The sequence below is a fragment of the Pedobacter africanus genome (genome assembly GCF_900176535.1).
In the GTDB taxonomy this organism is placed as follows: Bacteria; Bacteroidota; Bacteroidia; order Sphingobacteriales; family Sphingobacteriaceae; genus Pedobacter; species Pedobacter africanus.
In genome coordinates this window covers 2,979,468-2,999,278 of record NZ_FWXT01000001.1, presented here as the reverse complement: position 1 = coordinate 2,999,278, position 19,811 = coordinate 2,979,468, and the positions used below count along the sequence as shown (strand labels likewise).

The 19,811-nt window shown below is 46.0% G+C and carries 9 protein-coding genes; all 9 read right to left on the bottom strand.

Going from position 1 to position 19,811, the window contains the following annotated elements; genetic code table 11:
- Positions 1-12 precede the first annotated feature (12 nt).
- On the bottom strand, positions 13-1,740 hold the full coding sequence (locus tag B9A91_RS12545) for a hypothetical protein (RefSeq protein ID WP_235012543.1): 1,728 nt from the start codon (positions 1,738-1,740) through the stop codon (positions 13-15).
- A gap of 28 nt (positions 1,741-1,768) precedes the next feature.
- On the bottom strand, positions 1,769-3,064 hold the full coding sequence (locus tag B9A91_RS12540; RefSeq protein ID WP_084239000.1) for an MFS transporter: 1,296 nt from the start codon (positions 3,062-3,064) through the stop codon (positions 1,769-1,771).
- Positions 3,054-4,112, bottom strand: coding sequence for a glycoside hydrolase family 130 protein (locus B9A91_RS12535; protein WP_084238998.1), 1,059 nt, complete (start codon positions 4,110-4,112; stop codon positions 3,054-3,056). The genes B9A91_RS12540 and B9A91_RS12535 overlap by 11 nt, the downstream gene beginning before the upstream one ends.
- Before the next feature lie 37 nt (positions 4,113-4,149).
- Complete coding sequence (locus B9A91_RS12530; RefSeq protein ID WP_084238996.1) at positions 4,150-5,634, bottom strand: RagB/SusD family nutrient uptake outer membrane protein; 1,485 nt, start codon at positions 5,632-5,634, stop codon at positions 4,150-4,152.
- A gap of 9 nt (positions 5,635-5,643) precedes the next feature.
- Entirely contained in the window at positions 5,644-8,742 is a 3,099-nt protein-coding gene (locus B9A91_RS12525; protein ID WP_084238993.1) for a SusC/RagA family TonB-linked outer membrane protein, read from the bottom strand.
- 82 nt (positions 8,743-8,824) lie between these two features.
- Entirely contained in the window at positions 8,825-12,946 is a 4,122-nt protein-coding gene (locus B9A91_RS12520) for a hybrid sensor histidine kinase/response regulator transcription factor (RefSeq protein WP_084239699.1), read from the bottom strand.
- Positions 12,947-13,010: 64 nt separating this feature from the next.
- On the bottom strand, positions 13,011-14,936 hold the full coding sequence (locus tag B9A91_RS12515) for a TlpA family protein disulfide reductase (RefSeq protein WP_084238991.1): 1,926 nt from the start codon (positions 14,934-14,936) through the stop codon (positions 13,011-13,013).
- An 11-nt stretch (positions 14,937-14,947) separates the two neighbouring features.
- On the bottom strand, positions 14,948-16,384 hold the full coding sequence (locus B9A91_RS12510; RefSeq protein ID WP_084238989.1) for a RagB/SusD family nutrient uptake outer membrane protein: 1,437 nt from the start codon (positions 16,382-16,384) through the stop codon (positions 14,948-14,950).
- 17 nt (positions 16,385-16,401) lie between these two features.
- On the bottom strand, positions 16,402-19,635 hold the full coding sequence (locus B9A91_RS12505) for a TonB-dependent receptor (RefSeq protein WP_235012542.1): 3,234 nt from the start codon (positions 19,633-19,635) through the stop codon (positions 16,402-16,404).
- Positions 19,636-19,811 lie beyond the last annotated feature (176 nt).

Below are 19,811 nucleotides of genomic sequence, written 5' to 3'. Positions count from 1 at the left end.
CATACGGAATAATTACTTTTTATAATGATAATCTACAACTACTCCTGCTGCATGCAGCTGCCCGTTCTTTACAACTGTTTTAGCACCAGCCGGCACACATACCAGCACTACCGATCCGGATGCAGGAACAGCAACTTTTGTAGTAGCACTTACGTTACGTGCAATAAAACGCTGTGAAACCAGGTCATAAACATCTGTTTTTTTGCCTTTGCCCAAAGTTGAGCTGAACCCGATTGCTTTAACAGTTGGGTAAGGATTATAAAACAAATAGGTTGGGTAGGCATTCTGCGCATAAAAATCTGTAGCGCGTAAATCCAGGCGAAGCAAACCTTTTACTTCAGTTTCTTTTACCATACCGCCAAAAATACCCACATGGGCACTGCCATAAACGCTAAACTGCGATACCTCCGGGTTTTTACCCGGTACCCATTTCGGGCCATCGCCCTGCGCAACCGGCGCCTTTAACGACTGGTAAAGTGTGTCAAATGTAGAGGCCTTGGCAAAGCCCTCGTAGGCAATTACGCCTTTGGTAACTTCGGCCAGCTCCGGTATAGTTTGATGGGCCGCCGGCATATATTGGGGGTAAAAAAGCCTGGATGCATTTACCGCATTCAGCATCCATTTGCCGATGGCATTGGCGTATTGCGGCTGGTACTTTACCATAGGCACCAGTGGCCATGCCGCATCAAAGGTATTCATTAAAAAAGCATAGCCTCCGTGATCTACCGTACTGCCTACAGTACCCGAAATGTCGAAACCGTTCCATTTGCCCACTAGAAACCCCCAGCCTTCGCGGCAAATTGCAGTTCCATCAAAAGTCCAGTCCAGCATTTTGGCCGTATCAAAAGTGGTGCCCTGCTCTGCATTCATGCGGGCGGCCAGGTAAGCCCCAAAGGGCATCAGCAACTCGTAGGTTGGGTTTACGGGCTGGCTTTCCAACGCTTTCATGGCATTTATTGCCCCTTTAAGGTAACGTGGATCGCCAAATTTCTTATAGGCGGCATACAGCACATAGGCATGGCCGGCTGCCGCATCTGGCTGCGCACAGATCTGGTTGGTCATGGGTTTCATCTTCCCGTAATCAAAATAAGAATAGTGGTAATTGCCGTTCAGGATAGAATCTGCTTTGAAAAACTTCTCGGCTATGCTCCTGGCCATTTGTTCAAATCCCGGTTCGGCAGGGTACTTATCGTAAATGGCATAAAAAAGCACGTTCGGGTATACATCGTACCACCAGTCTCGCCCATAGCCGCCGCCCAGCAGGGCCACCTCTGGGGCAGTGTTGTTCATCATGATGTCCCAGCCGGTATCTTTATTGAAATAGTTTTTCAGCATGCCCACATAATTACGGCCCTGTTGCCGGCTCTTATCTAAGCCAACCAGTGTAGCACCCAATACAGCACCCATATTGGCCAGCGCTTCATGAAACATCCCCTTATTGTGCTGCAGGCCCTGCCGCACATCGCCAATGGCGGTGTACATGCCCACAACAGGCTGGTTAAAATTTTTGCCTGTGCTGTCTATCCACACCATAGGCCAGTACCTGCCCTTTGCATTAAAATCGTATACGGTGCGGTCAAAATTAAGGGCCATGGCCTTCCAGTCTATAATCTGTAAGGGCTGAGGCAGCCCGGCCATATCGTTTACGCGGTTAATATCAACCTGTTTAACCTGTGCAAAGCTAAGTGTAACAATAAAAAGGAGCAGAAGTGTAAATGGTGCAAACAGCTTAAATTTCATGTTCATTGGTTGGTTCTAAATATATCAGTTAAACTACAGACTGGGCAGGATTGGCGGTTTCGGCAAGGCTCCGCTCGTCAAGCTCCAGTTCCTGGTTCATAATTTTTCCTTTTTTAATGATGCCCTTTGCCACCCAGTAAGAACTGAGCTGCAATACGGCAACTATAATAATGGCGTACCTTAAGGCAATTTCATTGGAAAAGCTGTAAGCAAGCAGCAAAAAGGTACCTGCCCCTGTTAGCCTGCCCACATACAGGCCGGCTTCGTGGTTAAGGATATAGGCAAATTCGCTCCGTTTCTCTTTTTTGGTAAGGATATCGATTACACTGAACTGTATCGGGAAATAGGCCAGGTCTAGCAAAGGTTTGGCCAGCAACAGGAATAGCATGAACAGGATTACGCCGGTTTCGTTAAACAGGATGCCGTTAATAAGGGCAGCAATGGTAAACAGTACCAGTCCTATACCAAATACATAAACCCGGTGCTCCGGGCCCGTTTTACGGCCAATGATATACATCAGCACAGCGGCAAATACAGCCCCTACCGATTGTGCCGTACCCAGCGCACCTTCTTTACCCAGCAAAAGCATAATGAGCATGGCTGGTGCGGTAACCAGGAAACCTTGTACAAGCCCCTTTAACACCGCCAGAAACATGAGCCGGTACCAGTAAGGGTTAAACTTAAAGTAGATGAACCGCTTGGCAATGGGATTTACAAACTTGCCGGTAAAACACATGAAGGAAGCGGCAAGGGTAATGACAAACACAATACCGGTCACAATTTTATAGGCCAACTTGGCATCACCCGTACCGGCAAGCCCTTCAATGAACCAGCCAATCATAACCGGTATGACCACGGCAATGATGGTATAGAAAAAAGTCTCCAGGCCATAATAATAATTGCGGTTTCCATCGTTGGTGGTAGCCAGCGCAAGGAAATCCCGGTTGGCCCAGTAAAACCCAAAAGACATCCCCATCACAATACCGGCAATACCGATACCGGTAATGTCAAGCGTGGTCAACGACATCATGATCATCATGGAAACAGCACTGAGTACCATCCCCAGGGAATACAGCACTTTAATCGGAAAGCGGTTCAACAGCCATCCATTGATCAGAAAAGTTAGCGGGATACCGGTATAAATGGTAAGCTGGTATACCACCACCTTTACCGGATCATTGGAGCTCCGCATTACATAGGCGGCCACAAAAATATCTATTACCGGCAGCACAATGCTGTAGATAAGATTGGTTAAGGTAAGTACCTTGAAATTGTGTGACTGGGCCTTAAAATGCGCAATTTCAGATTTTAGTTTATTGATCATGATGGTAGGTTAAGGAAGCCAGGATTTCAGCTATGGAAAATTTAGCGCCGCATACAAACTCATCTGCAGCCCCATAATAAATAGTAAGTTCATCTCCATTGGTTACATGGCCATTGGTAAACACCACATGGCCAAAAAAACCACTGAGCTCGTAATTTTCCAGCGGTTTCATGATGGGCTCTTCCGATCTGGCCAGTACAATGCCTGGATCATTTAAATCCATCAGAAATGCCCCCAGGCAATATTGATGTGCGGTATTGGCGCCATGATAAATCTCCAGCCAGCCCTTATCTGTTTTTATAGGGGCAGCGCCTGCACCTACCCTTGCACTGTCCCAACTGTTTCTACGGGTAGTAATGATACACCTGTGCCGGCCCCAATGTATGCCATCGGGCGATTCGGCGATCCAGATGTAATTACCCCCAATATCTACACTGCTTGGACGGTGCAGGGCATAAAACTTTCCATTGATCTTTTCTTCAAAGATGGCGCAGTCTTTATTGTGCGGCGGAATGATCATCCCCTCTTGTTTGAAATTTTTCCAGTCTGTTGTGGTACGCAGGCCCACACCCACACCCAGCTCTGATACCGCCGTATAGGTAAGGTGGTAAACACCATCAAGAAAAGTTACCCGGCAGTCTTCAATTCCGAAAGCCTCCTGAAAAGTTTGCCCCTGTAAATAGGCATAGCCTTCCGGCTCATAAAACCGGGTGCCATCCTCACTGCAAAGCAGCCTGAGGTGCGACAGTGTGGTTAAATAATCTTTGTCTTTATAATGGATTACCCGCGGATCGTCTGCTTTCAGGTCGGAATCATTGGCCGAAATTTCGATGATCTCTATGCCATCCCCTTTCAGCACCGGGAAAGAGATGAGCCCTTCCTGCTGCTGTGGCCGCTCGGCTACCCGAACAAGGAGCCAGGTCTTACCATCAAACGTAAACACGCCGGGGTTGAGCAGGCAGGTAATTTCCAGCCCCTGCCTGCTTGGCTTTAAATCTTTTGGTGATAACAATGGGTTTTGTACAAATCTTTGTGCCAGGTCTTTCATAGTCAGCTGTTTTTAAATTCTATGGATTAACAGTTAACTAATAATCCAGGTTTTGGGTGATGACCCCATTGGTCTTGCTCACTTCGCCCTGAGGGATTGGATACAGGTAACTTCTGTCCTGAAAATTTTTGCCTTGTGCGGTTAGTACCGCCTTGGCTGTTTTCCATCGTTTTAGATCGAGGAAGCGCTCACCTTCCAGGCCAAGCTCCACTCTCCGCTCCTGCATCAGCCAGGTTTTTACCTGCGCTTTATCCGTACTTGCCGGACGGTTAGGAAGTGTTCCGGCCGGAACCGGTGCGCCGGTAAGGGTTGGCGATGTTCTGGCCCTTGTTCTTACCTGGTTGATAATGGCAATGGCGCCTGGCTGGTCGTTGGTTTCATTTAAGGCCTCTGCTTTCCACAGCAGCACATCCGCATAACGGATATAGATCTTATTATTCGGTGCATCGTCATTGCCCTTATTTGCACCGGTTTTCTCGCCCAGCAGTTTATAAATCCTTTGATTGGGCACATCGACAGTATACCCCAATCTTGGATCATTCGCCTCAAAAGCTGCGATAAAGTTTGGTGTTGGTGCAAAAAAGCCCCAACCCAGAGGTGCACAATAACCGTTTCCATTGCCCGGTGTCTGTCCGGAGGTATGGTTATACGCAAAGATCACCTCGTTATCGGCAAACTCTTTGGTTTGATCAAAGCTATCGAAATAATTGGCATTGAGGCTGTAAAAGCCTAAAGTCTGCAATTCATTAACCAGTGTAATTACCTCTGCATACTTCTCGTTAAACAAAGCTACTTTAGCTTGTAAAGCAATTACTGCGCCTTTAGAAACCCGCCATTTGTCTGTGGCATCAGAAAACTTGCCCGCTGGCAGGCTTCCTTTTGCAGCAGCAAGATCTGACGAGATCTGTGCCCATACCTGTGCTTTGGGAACCCTAACGGCAACATCATAAGCCTCGTTAAAGCTGGTTAAGGGTTTTAACACCATAGGCACATCCCCAAAGTTATTGACCAGGTCAAAGTAATAGTATGCCCTTAAAAAATAGGCTTCTCCTAATAAACGGCTTCTCAATGCTGCATTGATACCGGTTTTGGCAACAAGGGCATCGTCTGTTAAATAAAACAAGGCCCTGTTTGCCCGGGCTATGCCTTCATAATCATAGCTCCAGATCCCGTTAAAAGCCTGATTGGAGCTGGTGAAGCTAAAATTGTCCACATCATCCATCCAGGCCTGATCTCCATCTGAAGCCCATTTTTTCATGGCGTCATCAGAGGCAATGTCCTGAACAATAAAATCATTCCTAAAAACCACGCCATTGTCCCAATTCCAGGTCCCTAAAAGGTTAAGGGTATTGGAAAGCATTTTATAAGAAGAGTTTACCGAAGACAGGATTGTATTTGCGGTAGGATCTGTACTCACCTGTTCTGGAGTAATCAATCCGATCGGGTCTTTATAAAGTTCCTTTTTGCAGCCCGCAGCCATAATGATCAGGGCAGTTACAAATGATATATATATCGTTTTCATATGATTTGATTAGAAGTTTACGTTTACACCGAACAAAAATGCCCTGGATTGGGGATAGGTCCCGAAATCCTGTGCATCTACTGTTTCAGGATCCAATCCGCTGTATTTGGTGCGGGTATACAGGTTTTGCCCGGAAACATACAACCTGATGTTTTGTACGCCGATGTTCATTTTTTTGACAATAGGGCCAAATGAATAACCCAGTTCAATGTTCTTAATCCGGAAGTAGGATGCATTTTCTACAAATACGCTCGACACTTTATCTCCTCCATTTTTACCAAGGGTTAAACGCGGAACCGTATTGGAAGTCCCCTCTCCATGCCAGCTTTCGAGCACTGCGGTGGTGTGGTTAAAAGGCCTGCTGTCGTAATCAATAATCTGTTTCAGCTGGTTATATTTATCGATACCTTCAACGCCCTGTAACAGGACAGACAGATCAAATCCTTTGTATGAGCCTGAAAAAGTTAAGCCATAAGTGAGATCTGGTATATTGCTGCCAATAAATTGCTTATCGTTATCATTGATCACACCGTTTCCATCCAGATCTGCGAATTTAATATCGCCTGGCTTTTCTGTATAACCTGGCGTGCCGTGTAAGTGGCTGGCAACTTCGGCAGCATTTTGATAGATGCCAATCATTTTGTACCCGTAAAATGAGTTTAAAGACTCACCTACTACAGTTCTGAACGGACTTTGAAGGCTCCCGATCAGTGAAAGGTTAGGATGTAACTTGAGCACTTTATTTTTTAATGTTGCGATGTTACCATTGATGCTATATTTAAACTCATGCTGCTGATTGGTATAGGTTAAGCCAAGTTCAAATCCATTGTTCTGAACTTCGCCTGCATTAACATTTGTAGGTTTTACATCGCCAACCAGCGAGGGTAGCTGTAAGGGAAGCAATATCCCTGAGGTCACTTTATGAAAGTAATCTGCAGACAGGTACAGGCTGTTTTTGATAAGGCCCAAATCAAGTCCGATGTTGGTTTGTGTGGTAGTTTCCCATTTCAGGTCTGGGTTACCATAACGGTCTGTCTTATATTCTTCCCCATCTTTGCGGATTAAGGTCAAATAAGTATAGTCTCCAATTTCCTGGTTGCCCAGCTGACCATAACTGGCCCTCAGTTTTAAATCAGAGATCCACTCCGCATCTTTCATGAAACCCTCCTGAGAGATTTTCCAGCCCACAGATACAGAGGGGAAATATCCCCATTTGTGATTTTCCCCAAACCTTGACGAAGCATCAGCCCTTAAATTACCGGTAACAAAATACCTGTTGCCATAAGAATAGGTGGCAGAACCAAACAAGGAGAACAAGGAACTTTCGGCCCCGGAACCACCATTGTACAGGTCTCTGCTTGTACCGCCGAAATCTATATACTGAAATGTATCCATGGTATAATCATACCTGCGCCTGGAAGCTGAAATGGCATCAGATTTATTACTGATGTATTCTGAACCTATCAGTGCGCTAATCTGATGTTGATTGATGGTTTTGTCATAAGCCAGGGTATTGTTCCAGGTAAAATTCGTTTGCTGTCCCCTTTCCTCATTTAAACCGTTCGGGCGGTTCTGCCTGCCAGCTCCGGGATCAATAAAATTTCCGGAATCGTCTTTTGCCCCTTGCCCGTCATCGTCGCCAAAATTTTTAAGAAATTGTTTGTTGTGCCGGAACAGCAGATCTACACCCAGGTTTGTACGAAATTTTAGAGACTGGTCTGCCAGTAAAGCGTATTCTCCGTATACGTTTCCAAAAGTCCGGAAGTTGCTCCGCTTGTCATTACTGAAATAGGCCAGCGCGATCGGGTTCTGACTCAATTCAAAATTCTTATCCCAGCCGTTTACCTGGTTGTTGTTCAGGTAAAAAGGCAAATCGGTAAAAGGATCGTCGGCAGACCATGTAGGGTCGGAAGGGTCTTTATAGACACTCAATACCGGCGGCCGTAAAAAGGCATGCCGGATGATACCGGGGGCATCTCCTTTTGAAGAAAGCGCATCCTGGCTTTCATTGGAGAGCTGGAAATTGGTGCCCAGTTTAAACCGCTCAGTAACGTTGGCATTGATATTGGCCCTAAAGTTAATCCGCTTATATTCGTCATTGTTATACACCACAATGCCGTTCTGCTTGTAAAAGCCTCCGGCCAGCAAATACTGTACTTTCTCAGAGCCCCCGCTAACAGACAGTTGTGCACTCTGCGAATGTCCGGTCTCAAACAACTCATCCAGCCAGTCTGTATTCGCCAGGTTTGTTCTTGATTTTGCGGTAGTATATGGATTTGTGCCTGTATTTCCGGCATTGACCCAGGCTTCTTCCTGTTTATTTAAATACTGTGTGGCATTGAGCATTTGCGGCAAATTGGTAGCCTTCTGAATCCCGTTAAAATAATTAAAGTCAATCCTCGATTTTCCGGCAACGCCCTGATTTGTGGTAATGACCACCACTCCTGCAGATGCCCTTGATCCGTATATGGCCGCTGCAGATGCATCTTTAAGCACGGTCATAGACTTGATATCTGAAGGATTCAGGAAAGATATGTCTTTGGAAGGTACCCCGTCCACAATAAACAGCGGACTGTTGTTACCAATTGTGCCTTCTCCGCGAATCCGGATATTAATCGGATCGCCAGGGGCCCCTGTACTTTGGGTTACCTGCACCCCAGCCACCTGGCCCTGTAAAACCTGGGCCACATCTGGTACCCGGCGTTTATCGGCCTCGGCCATATTAACGGTTCCTATAGCACCGGTAAGGGAGGATTTTTTCTGACTGGTGTAACCCACTACCACAACCTCATCCAGATCAGAAGCACTGGGCTTCATGCCCGCATTCAACACCGCATTACCGGTGTAGGGCAGGGTTACAGGAGTATAGCCCACATAGCTAAACACCAGCGCTTTTCCGCCCGCAGCTTCGAGCGTAATGACATAGGCGCCGTTAACATCGGTAGCGGTCTTATTCTGCGTATTGAGCTGCTGGACAATAACTCCAGGTAAAGGCTGGTTGTTTTCATCTGTAACCTTTCCGCTTAGTTTTACCTGGGCCAGGACCGTAAATCCTGACAGTACCATTAAAAGTACCAGACCCAGAGAGAAGTGTAGATTTCTTTTCATCTGTGATATATTTGGTTGAATCAAATTTATACAGTACATAACCCGGAAGAGTGCACTATAGTTACATTTTAGTTCACTATAGTTACAAATCGGCAGTATTTGCCTCGTATTGCTGCTGCCGGTACTCGTTTGGTGCACAGCGGTAAATCTTTTTGAATTCCCTGAAGAAATAAGATTTGTTATTGAAACCTGTGCGGTAAAAGATTTCAGACACCGTGTATTGGGAAGCAATCAGCATGTCAGCAGCATGTTTCAGCCGGATCCTCTTGATAAATTCAGCGGGGGTCATTCCGGCAAGGGACTTCAGTCTTCTGTACAGCTGCATTTTGCTGATGGACAAGGCATCCTCCAGTGTAGCCGCGTTCAGGTCCGGCTCACTTAAATTATTTTCAATGACCTTCAGCAGTGCTTCCAGAAACTTCTTGTCTGTTTCGGCAATATCAGCATCCACAAACTGATTGGTAATGTGCTGATCTTTGATCAGGCTGTCCATCCGGGCCTGGTTGTCCAGCAGTTTACGGATGCGTACATGAAGGTAATTGATCTGGAAAGGCTTCGGGATATAGGCATCTGCGCCCAGTTCGTAGCCTTCGGTTTTATGGTCTTCAGAACCACGGGCGGATAGAATGACAAAGGGGATCTGCGCCATTGCGGGCGTCTGCTTAACTGTACGGCAAAGTTCAAGGCCGTTCATGTCGGGCATCATTACGTCACTGACAATGAGGCTGGGGATGGTTTTATTTAAAAAACTAAGCGCTTCCAGTCCGGTGCCGGCCTCGTAAATCACATACTGCTCTTTCAGCACGTTCCTGATCAGGTACCGCAGCTCGGGTTCGTCTTCTACCAGCAGAATACTTGGTTTTTGCGCCTGCTGCAGGTTGTCTATCAGACTGTTTTTATTTTCCTCCTCTGCCGGAACAAGCTCCGGCCGTTCATATACCTCTACCAGCGATTCGTACAAGGACGAGGGCGCAGAGGTAATCACTTTGGCATCTTTATTCTCTGCAGCAGCCAGCTTTACCCTAACCTTAAAGGTAATCACATCCTCTTCCAGTTCTACTGTAATTTCAGCACCCATTAACGTAACCAGCTCGCGGGTAAAGGCCAGCCCTATACCGGTACTGAACTTTTCTGTCTGCTGTTCATTGCTTACATAGAATTTATGGAAGATCTTGTCCAGGTGTTCCTTTTTCAAACTGCATCCGGAGTTCGAGACCGCTACTTCGAGCATGCTTTCCTCAGGACGGTATGTTGCCGAAAAACAAATCCGCTCTTGCTGCCCCGAATGTTTGAAAGCGTTGGACAACAGGTTAAATAATATCTTCTCAAATTTATCCTTGTCCACGAAACCAGCAATCCCTCCCTGTACCTCCCTTGTGTACTGCTGCTGGTTCCGCTTACTTAAGGGAACAAACAGTTCAGACAGGCTGTTCAGCATCTTACTGATGTCTACATAATCATCATTCTTTTGCAGGTACCCCGCTTCGGCCTTCCTGAATTCCAGCAGCTGCTGTACCAGATAAGTAAGCCTTGCCGTATGCTGGTGCACAATAGAAATGAAATAATTGCTTTCCCGGTTCTTCAGAAGCTCTGTCCTTTTACTGCGCAGGTAATGTTCAACCGAGCCCATGATCATAGTTAAAGGTGTCTGGATCTCATGGGCTATATTGGTAAAGAAATTCAGCCGCTGCTGATGTTCTTCTTCGTCTTTTTGTCTTAGCAAATGCTCCATCTGCAACTGGTATTTCATCTGCAGCTTATTTTTTCTGTACAGATGAAAGGCATACCCCGAGGCGATAACAATAAAAAGATAAGCCAGCATGGCCTGATAGGTGAGCCAGAAATATTGTTCTACATGTAACTTAAATACACTGCTGCCTTCAGTCCAGACCCCCTCGCCATTGCTCCATTTTACCTGCATGGTGTAATTTCCAGGAGGTACATTATTGTACACAATGTTCCCTACAACTCCTGCATAATTCCAGGATTTATCCAGCCCCTCTAATTTATAGGCGAACTCGTTCTTGGCCTCATTTAAAAAACTCATGGGTTTTAAACTCAGCTGAAAGAAATTACTTTTGCGTGGCAGCACATATTCTGGAATTTTCGTCTGAGTGGTCTTTATTACCTGCAGACGATTGCCATCCAGGTTTTTTCCGCCCATCTGAATGCCTGCAACCAATACATTCGGCTGCAATTTATTGCCGGTAATGTTTTCAGGAATGAAATAATTAAAGCCATAGATTCCGCCAAAATAAAGTACCCCTGAGGCCGATTTCCAAACTGCGCCATCGCTGAATTCATTGCTCTGCAAACCATCGCTTTCCCTGAAACTGGCGATTGCCCCATTTACCGGATTTAGCCTGGCCAGACCTTTATTGGTGCTGACCCATATATTGCCCGAAGGTGTACCTTCGATGGCATGGATGGTATTGTTGGGCAGGCCTTCCTGCATCGTAAACTTCCGGAATACCGGTTTGTCTTTTATAGATTCCTGCTGGCTTAACCAATTTAAGCCATAGCTGGTCCCTATCCATAAACCTTTACGGCTGTCTTTATACAAGGAAAGTACATCGTTATTGGTTAGGCCTGCTGGAGAAGAAAAGGCCTTAAAGGTTTTAAATTTTCCGGTTTTTTTATCCAGCACACTTAACCCCCCGTACCGGCAGGCTATCCACAGCCGGTTGCCATCGTTACACAAAGCATAAATGATATCATTGGCGGGGCCCTGTGCTGCGCCCGAAAGGTACTGCTTAAAATAGCTTACTTTTAAATTTTTACCGCTTCCGGCCAACTTAAGGTGAATAAGGCCATGCCCGCTTGTACCCAGCCAAAGCGAACTGTCCGCATCCTGCAAAATGGCATAAACAGAGCCAAAGGAAGGAAGTCCGGAACTTCCTCCAACATCGCGCCATCGGATCATATGCCTGGCCTGAAGCTCATAAATGCCAATGCCTTCCCCATCTGTGCCAATATAGATATAGGGTTCTATTCCCTTTTTTAAGGCGTAGACTGAGTTGTTCTCTAAGCCAATATCGGTAGTTAGCCCCCGCCTGGCGCCCCTAAGCCCCGCACCCGAAAGGAAACCGTTCAGCACCACTATTCCCCGGCCCTTGGTGGCTACCCATAAATTCCCTTCGGCCTCCTCAAAAGCACGGACCGGTTTGTTCAGGTCTGCAATGCTGTTTTGGTTCAGCAAACCAAAATGATTTGTTTTTGGATAGATCTTGATCAGGCCATTGCCATCCGTTCCAACCCACAGCACCCCATCTTTCGCTGTTTCCACAGAGGTTACCCTGGTATTTGCCAGCTGTTTTACCTCTTGCTGCATCAGGCCGGATGCCCTGAATTCGCTGTCGAATACTGCAATGCCGAGCCCTTCCCAGGCAACCAGGTAACCGGATTGGTAATAGCTGATAGATTTAACGCCCGCCCGCATGGCACTGATCTTTTGAGGGACAAGCTGTGCGTTTAGCCGCCAGAGCCCATTATTCCGATCTGTGAAGAACAGCTTTTGATTAACCACAAAAAAATTGCTGATGTGGTTATTTGCCAGGGTTTTGACCGGTTTTACACCCCTGGCACTCATGCTGCAGGCCATTAACCGCCCGTCATCCCGAAGAAGCCATACCAGGCCATCTGCGCCGCTTTCTATTTTCAGGATCTTTTTGGTTCCCAATGGAAGTCCGATTGGCCGGAACAGGTTCTTTTGCAATTCAAACCTGCTTAGGCCATAGGTTTTGCTGTAACAATAAACACTTCCATCGGCAGCAATTACCAGCTCATATTCCTTTTCTGCAATGCTTCTTTTTGTTGCCTGGTTATAAAAGTAACGGTAAAACTTACCCGCCTGCTTTTCAAAGCGCGTAATCCCTCCAATGGTACTGATCCAGATGTTTCCTGCCTTATCTTCTTTGATATCCTGAACAACATTGTTACCGATGCTGCCCCCTTCACTTTCCGCGTTATAATTGAAAACCCGGAAATCGGTACCGTCGTACATGTTTAACCCATCCCAGGTACCCACCCATAAAAGCTGGTCCCTGTCCTGAAAAACTACGTTTACGGCACTGTTGGAAAGGCCATTGCGGTTATCAAACTGCTGAAAATAAAACTGCAGCGGGCCCGGCCCAGCTGCAGCAGGCAGCAATTTGCCTATGAAAATAAGAATAACCGTGAAACAGAACTTCAAAAGACCTTTCATCGATAAATTTATTGGATTGCCGGGTTTATGCATCCAATATACGACTAAAAGCTCAAAGGAAAGGCTACTTTTTACCGGCCTCCAGTAAGATATCGATCTGTGCCGCCAGTTTATGTTCCAGTTCGGCGCCTTCAAAACCTATGGTCCTAAACTGCATCAGACCTTGCTGATCAATAATGGCTATGGTCGGGATCAGTGTAAAGCCAACTTTCTCCCCTATTTCAGGATCGTTGTTAAAATATAAAGGAAAAGTATACTGCGGGTTTTTAGCTTCCCAGCCAATGGCATCCTTAATGGTGTTTCGTGCTCCGCTGTTTACCACCATAAACATTACCTCCGGGCGATGTTTATATTTATCATAGACTTTTTGCAGGTAAGGCATTTCCTGCATACAAGGTATACACCAGGTTGCCCAAAAATCAAGGATCACCACCTTACCCTTCATCATTTCCGGGGTAACCGGCTTTCCTTTAAGATCGGTTAACTTTGCAAGTTCCGGCCCCGGCTTGTTCATCAGTTGCTTTCTTAAGGTTTGCTTTAGCTGGGCAAGTTTCAATTCTTCCAATTCCTTTAGCCGGGTATTAAATTCGGCTTCGGTACCGCTGGCAGCTAAAAAATTTTTCCGGGCAACACCAATGGCCTGCTTGTCTGATGGATCTTTTAGCAATACACTCCATACGGCCTCAAAAGCTTTCTGAGGGTTTGCTGTTTGTGCATAAACGGCTGCAATATTCATCAGGCTTTCTTTATTTGCACCTGTGGCTGCTGCTTTGTCCAGATGTTCAAAGGCGGCAGGCTTATTACCGGTGTATAATTTGTTCAGTGCAATGATGGAGTACAGGCTGGACCTTGCTTCGGCAACCGTCTTTTTACGGGTACTGTCTGCCACATAGGGTAAGATGTGCCCATATTCAGGAAAATATCTGATTACGCCTATAGGCCACTGATCTGCGATTTTTAAAGCGGCCTCTGCATAGGCAATGGCGGTATCGGGTGCTATTCTGGCCTTTGTCATTTCCTCAGCTATTACTTTCAATTGCTGTGGGGTATAAGGGTTAAGTGGCCCCAGGCTTCTGCGGGCGTGGTAAACTGATTTCCCTGCATCACCCTTGCCGGTATAATAGTCAAACAACATGCGGTGTATATCGGTCGAGTTTTCGCCCGTTTCATTCCCCTTTTTTAACAGGGCCTCCAGCTGATTTATCTTCTTAAGCGTATCCTTTTCTTTACCAATTGCCGATATCAGGTAATCTTTGGCCAGGTCTGATTCCGGGAAGCGGGTAGAAACCACCTTTCGGATAGAATCAAGCCTGGAATTCTCCCCAATGATCAGGTAACCCATGGTTACCTTGTTCAGGTTGCCCCCGAAGGTAGGGTTCTTTTCAAACTGGGCTGCAATAATTTTCCGGGCTTCATTCCGATGCTTCAGCTTTTCAGCCGGGCTCTTTGCCATAGCCATCAATACACTTTGCTCGCGTACCTTAGCTTCATAATTGTCAGGATAGTTTGCCAGCTCCTTCCTTAGCAGTTCCAGCTGCAACGCTGGGATGCGGGGCGACTTGGGCATTTGTGCACCAAGGCTATACGATTCATGTAAAAAACCATCTCTTACCCTTTTATCTCCTTTGTATACGGCAATTGAGTAGTGACGATCTGCCGCCGGCTTATCTATTAGTTCTCCACGCTCTCCGTTTTGGAGGTAAAAGGTAGCAAAAGTAGCATAACGCTGCAGCACAAATGAGGCTACCCAGTCCTTTCCCTGCCTGGTCATGGGCAGTTTCCAGGGCAGCTCATAAAAGGTAGAGTAGGTAAAATTGATGAGCACCTCGGTAGCATCCGGGCCAATAGCGGCACCAGGAGCACCGGGATGATAAATAATGGTCACTTTATCTCCTCTTTCAGGTTTTTCAGGGATGATCTGCACCACCTGGGCCTGTACCTGCAATAAAGCAAGTACAAGCAGGCAGCACGCTAACGCATGTTTAAACATAGGGATGTGAATTAGTTGTAACCTGGGTTAGGTGTAAGGTTAGGATTGGTATTTCTTGCATCGGTTGGAATAGGCATTAAAACCGCCGTAGATTTCCAGAATGTTTTGGTAGCAGGCAAAATATCATCTGCTCGCGTCTTGCCGGCAACCCCGGTAACACTTTTCCATCTTTTCAGGTCAAACCAGCGGTGCCCCCATTCCGCAAATAGCTCCAGTCGCCTTTCTTTCTCTACCAAAAGCATTCCCGCAGCAGTATTTGCAGGTGTGGCGAGTGGGGTAGTAAAACCGGCACGACTTCTGATTACGTCAAGATCTTCTGCACCAGGTTTTAGCTTATTCTGCTGCATTCTTGCTTCCGCGCGGATCAGGTAAGCTTCAGCAAACCGCAATACCATTGAATATTCAGTTACTGGTGTACCAGTCCTAACCTTGTATTTATAAGGATAGGTATGTGTTACAGGAGGATTTGCGGTTGTTGTATAACTGCCGGTCCAGTTTGTTCTGCGCAGGTCGCCGGCATCAAATGCATCTACCAAGCCTCCGGTGCCTTTTGTTAAGCGGTAAAAAGCGGTAGGTGCGGCAAGATTGGCCGGAACAAAAGTAAAGCCTTCCCAGGTATTTCTGTTACCACCGGTGTTTACAGCTTCTAATTGCCATACCGATTCACGGCTGTTCGCCAGGAAAGTTTTGTTCATATTGGCACCCTGCAGCAGCTCATAATTGGTATTGCCGATGACCTCAGCAGCTTCAATTTCTGCCTGCGCATTGTTACCCGTATATAAATAGGCACGCGCCAGCAATAAGGTAGCGGCAGATTTTGTTGGCCTTGTGCGTGCGCCATTTGGGGGGTAATTCAGGTCCATTAAACCTTTTGCCTGCTTAAGATCATCAATTAGCGCTTCATATACGAGGTTTACTGCAGTTCTTGGCAAATTGGTGTTTTTACGCACATCCGTATCCAGGATCAATGGCACGTCGCCAAAAATGTTGACCAGGTAGAAGTAACAAAATGCCCGTGTAAACCTGGCCTCGCCCAATAACTGGTTTTTCACTGCCGGCGTAAGTGTTGTTGAAGCCGTTACCCCTTCAATAATCGCATTGCAACGGTAAATATAATCGTAAGGTTGCGCCCATAGCTGTGCTATATACCTGTTACCCGGCTGAACGGTATTGTTCTTAAACTCATCAAACTCGGCCAGGGAAGCGGCATATATAAAGTCATCTGCCGACATTGAGCCCAGGAACATGGTCACAATATTGGCAAAATAATAATTGAGCGCGTTCATATCCGAATATACGCCAACCATTGCAGCTATAGCCGATCTGTCGTTTACAAACACACTGGCCGAAGCCAACTCTGTCTTAGGAGGATCAACAGCAACATAATTTTCACAGGAAACGGCCGATGTCATCAGCAGTACGGCCATTATATATTTAATGATTTTCATTGTTCAAAATTTAAGGGTTAAAACGAAACTTGTAAACCTACCGTATAGGTGCTTAAAGGAGGCAGTTTTATTCCTTTCGTCTCCGGATCAAATCCATCGTAATTGGTAATGGTAAACAGGTTCTGTCCCTGCATGTAAATGCTCACATTGCTTAGCTTTAAATTTTTAAGCAATGAGCTGAGGTTATACTTCAACATCACATTTTTTAACCTGATGAAAGAAGCATCGCCCCAGTTTGCACTGGATATCCTCCATTGATTATAGGCACTATATGCAGGTCCGGTCGTCGAGGTGGCAATCGGGATATTGGTAACCTGGTCAACTGCCGACCAACGGTCTAAAGCACTGACATCCTTGTTTACCCTCGAACCATAAGGAACTGAAGTATATCCGTAGTTTAACAGCGGTCCCTCCTGTTTTACAAACTGGAAGAAAAAATCAAGGCTCCAGTTTTTGTAACTCAGGCTGTTCTGGAAACCACCGTAAAATTTCGGGGTAACGTTGCCCAATATAGCAAAATCTTCTGGGTCACTGGCACTGCCATCACCATCCAGATCCTGAAATGTAGGCAGGCCTGTTTTAGGGTCGATCCCTGTAGAAATATATCCTGTGGTTACATTGATAGGCTTTCCAATAAAATAAGTCTTTGTAAAAGGTGACTTCTCCAGGTCCGGGTATTTCAGCAGTTTGTTCCTTGCAACGGTAAAATTCAATGCACTGCTCCACCTGAAGTCGCCCCGGTTTACGTTTACTGTATTCAGCTCAAGTTCCAGCCCTTTGTTTTCCAATTCTGCCGGAAGGTTATCTACAAATTCAGAAAAGCCCGATTGCGGTGATAGACTATAATAAATCAGCATATTGTTCGATTTGTTATAGTAATAGCTGGCATTCAACAAAATTCTGTCTTTCAGAAAACCAAGCTCCAATGCCCCTTCCAGCTTACGGGTAACCTCCCACTGGAAATCGTTATTTGCAAAACGGGATGGGTACAATGTTCCAGAGCCTGCATAAGGGAAGCTGGCGGCACTCCAGCTGTCAAAGTACTGATAATCGCCAATCTGGTCGTTACCTACCGTTCCATAACTTCCCCTCAGTTTACCAAAACTTAAAAAACTGAGTTTATCTTTAATGAATGATTCATTGCTAAACAGCCAGGCCACCCCAACGGCACCAAAATTCCCAAACCTTGATGCGGAGCCAAAGCGGGAAGATCCATCACGACGGAATGTTCCATTAACGATGTATTTTTCATCCCAGTTATAAGTTGCACGGCCAAACACTGAATTGTATTTGTAATCGGCATAGTTAAAAGACCTCATGGTTAGTTTTGTAGCAGCTTTTGGATTGCTCAGCTGCTCATCGCTGGCGAAACCTTCGCCAAGCAGGTTTTGCCCTTCTTTTATACTAGACTGCCAGGTTCCGCCAAGAAGTGCTTTAAGTGTACCCTTTCCAATTTGAAGACTATAATCCAGCTGCGGCTCAATGTTATATCCGCTTACTTTATTGTCACCATAATAACCCATGCTGGCTGAGTAATTAGCCGGATTAAATGATTTCTCCGGAAGGGTCTGTGTTTGCTTCATCGACATGCGGTTGTAACCTGTGTTCAATTGCGCAGTCAGGTTTGGCAGTACATTATATTTGATCACCACATTGCCCAGGAGGTTATTTGTGTTTGATAAATATTTACGTTCAAAATAGGCTATTGGGTTTTGGTCATTTCCATTCCAGTAGAAAGAACCGTTTGGATTATAAATTGGGGTATTGGGTGCCAGGTTATAATATTGTGTCAGGTCGGTAGGCAAAGAATTGTTTTCATCAGCTATATATTTAACCGAAGCCGCGACTGAGAACTTATCATTAGCCGATTTGTGGTTCACATTGAAATTAAATGCCCCTCTGTTATAATCGGTATTGGTAGGGAGCACCGTCGTTTCCCTTCTGTACGTTCCGCTCAGCAAGAAATTGGTTTGTTCTGAACCACCCGACAAGGAAAGCTGTCCCTCCGTTAACTTGGCTGTATTACCGATCAGCTTTTCCTGCCAGTTCTGGTCCAGGTTCTGGTCCCACACGGTCAGGTCGAGGGCATTGGTTTCATCAGGGGTCCGGTTATCATTTTTAAATGCCTCCCTTCTTAAGGCAAGGTATTGTTGTGTGTTCAGCATATCAACCTTTCTGTTCACCATAGATACCCCGGTGTAAACCCTGGCATCAGTGGTTACTTTACCGCTTTTACCCCGTTTGGTAGTGATCAACACCACGCCATTGGCACCGCGGGAGCCATATATGGCTGTAGCATCTGCATCCTTCAGGATATCGATGCGCTCAATATCAGCTGGATTAATGCTGTTCAACGGACTCGTGGTACCATTGGCACCAGTAAACTGGTCCAGGGACTCATCACTGAAAGGCATGCCATCCACAATAAAAAGCGGGCTGCTGCGTCCGAGGATAGAATTAATGCCTCTTAATTTGATATTATAGCTTGATCCCGGATATCCTGTAGTCCCGGTGATGTCCAGGCCCGCTACACGGCCCTGCAGAGCGGCAATAGGATCTGATACGGGCTGGTTGGCAATATCCTTTGATGTGATGGAAGTTACAGACCCCGTATTGGCCCTTTTCGTAGTCGTACCGTATCCAATCACCACCACAGCATCCAGCGACCCCACATCCGGCTTCAAACGGATATTGGTCATCCGGCCATTTTGCACGGTTCCTTCGGCAGTAACATAGCCTATGTAACTGAAAACAAGAATAGCGCTTTCATTTGGCACCTGGATAATGTATTTACCTTCATTATCGGTAACGACCCCTTTATTCGTGCCTTTTATCTTTACGGATACACCCGGCAGCGGAAGATTGTTTTCATCGGTTACCCGGCCGTTGATATAAATATCCCGGCTTGAAATCTGGCTTTGTACAGGAGCACTTTCCTTAAAAATAATAATGCTGTTATTGAGCTGCCTGTACGAAAGCCCTGTGCCTTTCAGCAACTCATCCAGCGTACTTTTAACAGAACGCAGCTCTCCCTTGAGACTGAGGTTTTTAAATACAGAGATCAGCTCGTTGCGGTAGGCAAACCTGAAATCTGTTTGTTTTTCAATCTGGGAGAAAGCACTCCTGAGCGTCCCCTTATCCATTCCAACCGACACCTTCACATCGGAAAGCGTTTGGGCAGAACCCGGAGAAGCGTTGATACTGCTCACAGCAAATAAAATAATCATCAAGAGGATCGCGTTCACCTTCATAAAAAACTTTAATTTTTTAATGTTAAACGGAGCATAAAATACCGGAACACACCGGCTTGCAAAACGTGTAGAATTGTAATACATTGCGTTGGTTTTAGTTTGAACTGATACATAAATTAAGACCATCTGCAAACTCCGGTTGCACCCGGAGTTTGCTTCTTCTGATCTGGGATGCC

Coding starts and splice junctions, on each gene's coding strand:
- B9A91_RS12545 (WP_235012543.1), bottom strand. CDS start 1,740: ATGAAATTTAAGCTGTTTGCACCATTTACACTTCTGCTCCTTTTTATT.
- B9A91_RS12540 (WP_084239000.1), bottom strand. CDS start 3,064: ATGATCAATAAACTAAAATCTGAAATTGCGCATTTTAAGGCCCAGTCA.
- B9A91_RS12535 (WP_084238998.1), bottom strand. CDS start 4,112: ATGAAAGACCTGGCACAAAGATTTGTACAAAACCCATTGTTATCACCA.
- B9A91_RS12530 (WP_084238996.1), bottom strand. CDS start 5,634: ATGAAAACGATATATATATCATTTGTAACTGCCCTGATCATTATGGCT.
- B9A91_RS12525 (WP_084238993.1), bottom strand. CDS start 8,742: ATGAAAAGAAATCTACACTTCTCTCTGGGTCTGGTACTTTTAATGGTA.
- B9A91_RS12520 (WP_084239699.1), bottom strand. CDS start 12,946: ATGAAAGGTCTTTTGAAGTTCTGTTTCACGGTTATTCTTATTTTCATA.
- B9A91_RS12515 (WP_084238991.1), bottom strand. CDS start 14,936: ATGTTTAAACATGCGTTAGCGTGCTGCCTGCTTGTACTTGCTTTATTG.
- B9A91_RS12510 (WP_084238989.1), bottom strand. CDS start 16,384: ATGAAAATCATTAAATATATAATGGCCGTACTGCTGATGACATCGGCC.
- B9A91_RS12505 (WP_235012542.1), bottom strand. CDS start 19,635: ATGAAGGTGAACGCGATCCTCTTGATGATTATTTTATTTGCTGTGAGC.